The following is a 6,336-nucleotide window of genomic DNA, read 5'->3' on the forward strand; positions in this document are numbered from 1 at the left end:
GACCCGGACGAGGAAGTCGAGCGCGAGCGACTCCAGCTCCAGGCGCCCGCACAGCGACGACGAGTCGAGCTGCAACATCCGCAGGGCGAGGCCCCGCAGCTCGCGCCCCACCCCGGGCAACGGCCGGAGTACCGGCCCCGAATGCTGCAAGACCGCGCGCACGCCTGAATTGAGCGCCTTGGGCGCCTCGTCCCGCCAGGCCTCGAGCAAACCAGCCGCCACATCGATCGAGATCCCTCGCAGAACCTGATCGGCCGGTTGCGTGCAATGCACCGCCTCGACATGGCCGGCGCGGATCCAGGCCTGATCGACGAGCATTTGCTTCTGGAAACGCAACTCGGGGATCGCTAGTGCGTAGCTCCCCGCGACCATCAGGCTGACACCGAAGCAAGTCTCCATGCCACCGAATACCCCATCATGGGCGCGTTCCAGCCGATAGTCGCCACGACCGGCCAAGAGTCCGTTCTTGAAGAGCAATTGCTCCATGTAGCCGGACCCCGCGACGACCTTCATCCGGCTGCTGCGGTGGACGCCTGCCCCGACAGCAGGAACGTCATCCGGCGCGAACAAGGCATCGTGAAAAAAGGTTTCGCGGTACTGATCCAGCATCGAGAGCGGGGCGGCATCCATCGGCGAAAATGGCTTCGGTGCGACGATATTGGAAATAGGAATTATTATCGCTTTTGGATCGGGGATTGTCATCCGAACAGCGATCTGACGCGACCTCGAGTGCCCGCATCGGGCGGTCTCGACGGATTCCACCGCTGATCGAGCAGCTGCATGAGGGTACCGGTGTTGATGGAACCGACGGGGTGCCGGTCGGGGATCAGGCCTGCGGGCGCGTCGTTGGCGAACCCCAGCACGTGGCTGTCGTGTTATGCGTCGTCTTCGTTGGCCCTGCGGCTTACTCTTGCCCTCGCACCCGGCGAAATACCTCCTGCGCGAGGTGCTCATGCGCCGCCGAGCGGAACTCGGTATCCGTCATCACCCTGGAGAAGATCTCCTCGTTGCCCTCCATGCGCGCGATAAACAGCTCATCCAGCATGCGATCGAAATAGGCTGCGAAGTTTGCGTAGTTGTTGGCGCGGGCCGCCTCCGCGATATTCTCATCGTTTTCCGCGGAGGCCCGGATCTGGTCGAAGAACAGCTGATCTGCCTCGGTGAAGTCGGTGCCGAAACGCTCGTTCAGGCTTTCGATCAGGCTCGATAGGGCGACTGCTTCGTCTTTGACGCCAGCGGTGCCGACATCGGTCGGTCCCTTCAAGGGATAGGCGTCGCCCTCCGAGAGGTCGATGGAGCCCTCGGTCATCTGCTGAAGCCGGAAGAACCGAAGCGCCACCTCGTCGTCCATCACGAACTTCTGCCCATCACCCGGCGGCGGCAGCTTCGCCAGCAGGTTCCGCACGAAGGTGTAGAGCCTTTCGAGGTCGCTATCCTGGTAAGGGATGATCTGTGACAGGAAGGCATAGAGGTTTCGGTAGGCCGTCAATTGGCCGCGAAACTCCTCGCGTTCCTCTTCCTCCCGCTCCCGGAGGCGCTGCACCACGGTATCGAGCACGGCGTTCATCGCCTTATGATCGCTCGCCGTGTGGTCACGCTTGCCTCGATACCAGACCTGGGCGAAGGCCGTCACATCCTCAGGCGTGAAGATCGCCCACTCCAGTAGGCGATACTGCAGCTCGGAGAGTCGCTGCGGGTCGGCGTTCTCGCCGACAGACGTGCTCTCGTAGTAGGGCTTGAACGCCTGATAGATTTCGTCCTCCTCGTTGGCGAAATCGAGCACGAAGGTGCGCGACTTGCCAGGCGCGATCCGGTTGAGCCGGGAGAGAGTCTGCACCGCCTGCACACCGGCCAACCGCTTCACCACATACATGGTCTGCAGCAAGGGTTGGTCGAAACCGGTCTGATATTTCTCGGCGACCAGAAGCACCCGGTAATCGTCGCGCTCGAAGGCCTCGGGCAGTTCGCTCTCGGAGATCCCCCCGTTCATCGACACCTCGGTGTAGCACGAGCCGGGGTCGTCCGGGTCTTCAACCGTGCCCGAAAAGGCCACCAACGAGCGAATACCGGTGTAGCCCTGGTCCTTGATGTAGCGATCAAAGGCGAGCTTGTACTTTACCGCCGCCAAGCGGGAGCCCGTGACCACCATCGCCTTCGCGCGCCCGCCAAGCTCCGCCATCACGTAGAGCCGGAAATGCTCGACGATGACGGACACGACCTGCTCGATATTGACCGGATGCAGCTCCAGGTAGCGAGTCAGGGCCTTCGCGGCCTTCTTGCGAGGCACATCGGGATCGTCCTCGATCTGTTTGATCAGGCCGAAGAAGCGCTTGTAGGTGGTGTAGTTGGCGAGCACGTCCATGATGAAGCCTTCCTCGATGGCCTGACGCATGCTGTATTCGTGAAAGGGTGACGTCCCGGACGGTCCGGGCTCGTCGAACAGGGCCTTGGTCTTGAACTTGGGCGTGGCGGTGAAGGCGAAAAAGCTCAGGTTCGGCTGTCGGGCGCGCCGCAGCGCATCGCGCAGCACCGCGGCCTTGGCCTCATCGGAAAGATCGTCGTCCTCCTCCTCGGAGAGCTGCGCGGCAATGGCCGCCTCGATCCCGTGTTTGTTCAGCATGCCCCTCAACGCCGTCGCGGTTTCGCCGCTCTGGGAGGAGTGGGCCTCATCGACGATGACGGCGAAGCGCTTGCCCGCCGTGTCGATGGTCACACCACCGCCCTTCTTCTCTAGGGTCGAGAGCGCCTGCGAGATAAAGGGAAACTTCTGGATGGTCGTGATGACGATCGGCGTACCCTGGGACAGCGCACGGGCAAGCTGCTGGGTGTCCTCGTCGATCTTCTCGACCACGCCGATCTTGTGCTCGAACTGGTAAATGGTCGCCTGCAACTGCTGGTCGAGCACGCGCCGGTCGGTGACGACGATGACGGAGTGGAACACCTTCTCGTCCTGGGCGTCGTGCAGACTCGCCAGCCGGTGCGCCAGCCAGGCGATCGAGTTCGACTTGCCGGAACCGGCCGAGTGCTGGACCAGATAGTTTCGCCCCGAACCATGGGCCTTCGCGTGGGCGCAGAGAGCCCTAACCGCGTCGAGCTGGTGATAGCGGGGGAAGATCATCGTCTCCTTGCGCACCGTGCGCAGGCCCTGATGGCTCTTGACCTGCTTCTCCTTCACCTCCAGGTGCATGAAGCGCTGCAGGATCTCCAACAGGCTGTCGGCCTGCAGGACCTCGTCCCACAGGTAGTGGGTCTTCCAATTACCCTCGACGGGTGGGTTGCCGGCGCCGTGGTTGTTGCCCCGGTTGAAGGGCAGGAAATGGGTCTCCTTGCCCCTAAGCCGGGTCGTCATCCACACCTCGTCCGGGTCCACGGCAAAGTGGACCAGCGCGCGCTTCTTGAACGCGAAGAGCAGATCGCGCTCGTCCCGATCCACCGCGAACTGGCGCATCGCATCGGCGGCGCGTTGCCCGGTCAGCGGGTTCTTGAGCTCGGAGGTGACGACGGGGATGCCGTTCACGGCCAGCGTCACGTCGATGATGCAACGCCGGTGCCCGTTTGCATTCGCGCCCCCGGCCTTCTTCATGGCCGAGGTGAAGGCGACCTGGCGGGTGATCGTCAGCCGGTTCCGGGCGTAGTTCTCCGCCGCCTCCGGGTTCATGCGGGTGTTCGGCCGGAACCAGGCCATGCGGAAGGTCTTGCCGTAGCACTTGAAGCCATGGCGCAGGACATGGAGTGTCCCCTTGATTTCCAGCTCCTTCGACAGGCTGTCCAACACCGTCGTGGCCGTCTTCGGCCCGAGCAGCGCCTCCAGTGCCTCCCATTTGGCCGGCTGGCTGTCTCTTAGGAAGCCAGCGACATCCTCGGGGAAAAGGGCCAGCGACTCATCGTAGTCCTTAGGACTGCGCTTCTCGTAACCGCCCACGCTCGTCAGGCCGGTCTCGATGGCGGTCTCGAACGCGGCCTCGTCATGTCCCGACATCAGCTCTCCTTCGCAAAGTCATAACGCACGTGCAGTGACTTCAGCATCGCAAAGGTGTCGTGGCGGCGTCCGCACCGTTGACGAAGATCAGCGGTGCCAACTCGTCGTACAGCGCGAAGCCACGGAACTCCTCGACGTTCAGCCGGCATGGTGTCAAGAAGATCCGGACTAACCACGCCCGGCTGCCGATGGCTCAGAATGCGGAAGTCCGGAATCGGCATCGGCAGGTCCGGCGGCTCCGGCAGGAACAGGAAGCCGAAGGGGACGTGGGTGGCCTTGGCGAAGGCCTCCAGTTGGTCGAAGGTCGGCGATAACTCCCCGCGCTCCCAAGCGGCGAGCTTCGGGAAGCGGCCGACGAGGTCTGCGCCAGGCAGCCCGGCGCGCTCGCGCGCCCAGCGCAACAGATCGGGACTGATGGAAACTCGCGTCATCGCAGAACCTTGGTGTTCAGCATGCTCAACTCACTCTAGCGCTCCAGAGTCTGAGTGTCTGGCGGATGCTGTGCGTCCTGGTTGGGCACGGCCCGCTCATGCGGCAGGCTTCGCGCCGCAGACATACAAGAGGCGTTGAGCGTCGGAGCCAGCATAGGTGCTCCGACTTCGTGTTCGATAGCCGTCGGGCTTGGTAAGCCCAACCCTGATTGTTTACTCGACATCGCACTCGGTGTGGCCGGGCATCGGTCAGATCTCCTGCACCGAGGTATTGTGGAGGTCGGCCAGCGACTGACCTTGTACCTCGTCAAAGTGGTAGTAGCGAATGGAAGGATCCGCGTTCAGTTGCCGGTTTTCGTCGATATACGGGTCGGGATTCACGTTCTCGGCGAAGACGAACTTGCGCAGCCGGATCTTGCGCCCGTCGCCGGTGTAGTGCTCGATGGTGCGTTTCAGGCTGGCGACCCAGCACATTCCGGCCTTGAGTTGCGGGACGATCTTTTCGGCGGCCAGGCTCTTCGATTTGAACTCAATGCAATCGGCGTGGAAGGCGCGACCGTTGACGTAGAAGATCACAAAATCGCATCTCTTCGACCAAGGCTTCGCATTGTCGTCGAGAAAGTGAAAAAGGGCCGGTTTGCTTGTCCGCTTAGCCGTCTCGAAATCGTCATGATCCAATTTGAAAGCCATGCCGGCACCCGGCAGAAGGAGCTCGATCTTGCGTACCTGCGGCTTTACGTCTTCCCGGCGAAAGTATTTCTCGGCCAGAACAACCTTGCCACCTGCCCCGTCATCCATGATGTAGTCGCTGTTCACATACGCCTTGAGATGCTCGAAATACGTCCGTGCTGGCAGCGTCATTGCAGCCTCGTGATCTTTCCGGTGACGGCAGCCGTGATAATAGCAGCCCGATATTCAACGAGCTTATCAATCGTTTTCCTGAGCCTCTCGGCAATAGCGCCGATAGGAGACAAAATGGCATCTAAAGAGTCCATTAGCTCGCCCTGCTCGGCTAAGGGAGGCACAGTGAAAATCAAGCTGCCCACTACAGTAGTGTTCAAACCTGAGAGGATAGCTCCCCGGCGCTCTGCCGTAATCTGCTCTGATACGAACTGCGCCTCGTGCAGGAGTGTTAACGCCCATGCCGGCATCAACCTCAACTTATTTGGCCGGATGCGGATTGTGTCGCTATCAGCAATTCCGGGGAGAATTTTCTCTGGCACGCGCCTGCAGTTGCCGAGCGAACCTTTTCGAGTAATAACCAAGTCACCAGGTAGAAGTTCATAGCGCTTCAGCTCCTCGTATCGTTCTTCCTCTACCCATCTGCTTCCGCGCGAGAAATCCCCCGATATGGTGTTTTCCTGTCCGTACAGTTTGAACCCTGTTTCATAATCTGGAAGATTGGTTAGCATTCCACCGAACGGCCCCATTTGTAGGCCGATTCCATCTTCTACGAGGCGCCGAAGCTGCCTGACCTCCCAATGCGCGGGAATGTCGCCAAGCCAGTCGATGCCTGAGGGTTTCATCGGGGCATCGGGGTTGAGGCCCTTGGTGACCGCGCGGGTGATCAGGGCCTGGCGCTTCTCAGCCAGCCGGTCCAGCAGCGCGCGCTTTTTCTCGATCAGCCCGTCGATCCGCGCCGTCTTCTCATCCAGAAACCGCGCAATCCGCTGCTGAGTGTCGACCGGGGGGAGCGCGATGAAGGCGTTCTTCATCGGATATTGACCGAGCCCGAAGCGGGTGACGCCGTTCGCCGCCAGCTTGAACTGATCGTTCAAGGGCTCAGAGCGGCAGAGCCAAGCAAGGAAGCCTCCGTCCAGCTCTGCGCCGGGTTCGAACACCGACAGGTGGTATCCGCACAGAACATCCGGCATGTCCTCAGTGACGAGAGCCGGAATGCCGATATCGTCCCAGCCTTCACTGTCT

The 6,336-nt window shown here is 61.3% G+C and carries 4 protein-coding genes and 1 pseudogene; all 5 read right to left on the reverse strand.

Going from position 1 to position 6,336, the window contains the following annotated elements; translation table 11 throughout:
• Positions 1–630 (reverse strand): annotated as a pseudogene (locus tag ABC977_RS17765) (helix-turn-helix transcriptional regulator); the annotation flags it as partial.
• A gap of 274 nt (positions 631–904) precedes the next feature.
• A complete protein-coding gene (locus ABC977_RS17770; RefSeq protein ID WP_369668614.1) occupies positions 905–3,979 on the reverse strand; it encodes a type I restriction endonuclease subunit R in 3,075 nt (1,024 codons plus the stop codon).
• Positions 3,979–4,410: a helix-turn-helix domain-containing protein gene (locus tag ABC977_RS17775; RefSeq protein WP_369668615.1), complete on the reverse strand. Its 432-nt coding sequence runs from the start codon at positions 4,408–4,410 to the stop codon at positions 3,979–3,981. Before ABC977_RS17775 ends, ABC977_RS17770 begins: the two co-directional genes overlap by 1 nt.
• Before the next feature lie 249 nt (positions 4,411–4,659).
• Positions 4,660–5,271 (reverse strand): hypothetical protein, encoded by a 612-nt coding sequence (locus ABC977_RS17780; protein WP_369668616.1) that lies wholly within the window; start codon positions 5,269–5,271, stop codon positions 4,660–4,662.
• Positions 5,268–6,336, reverse strand: a 1,069-nt coding sequence (locus tag ABC977_RS17785) for a restriction endonuclease subunit S domain-containing protein (protein WP_369668617.1), incomplete at its 5' end; no start/stop codon positions are given. The genes ABC977_RS17780 and ABC977_RS17785, both read right to left, overlap by 4 nt.

Origin of the sequence: Thioalkalicoccus limnaeus (assembly GCF_041197575.1) — a bacterium.
Taxonomy (GTDB): domain Bacteria; phylum Pseudomonadota; class Gammaproteobacteria; order Chromatiales; family Chromatiaceae; genus Thioalkalicoccus; species Thioalkalicoccus limnaeus.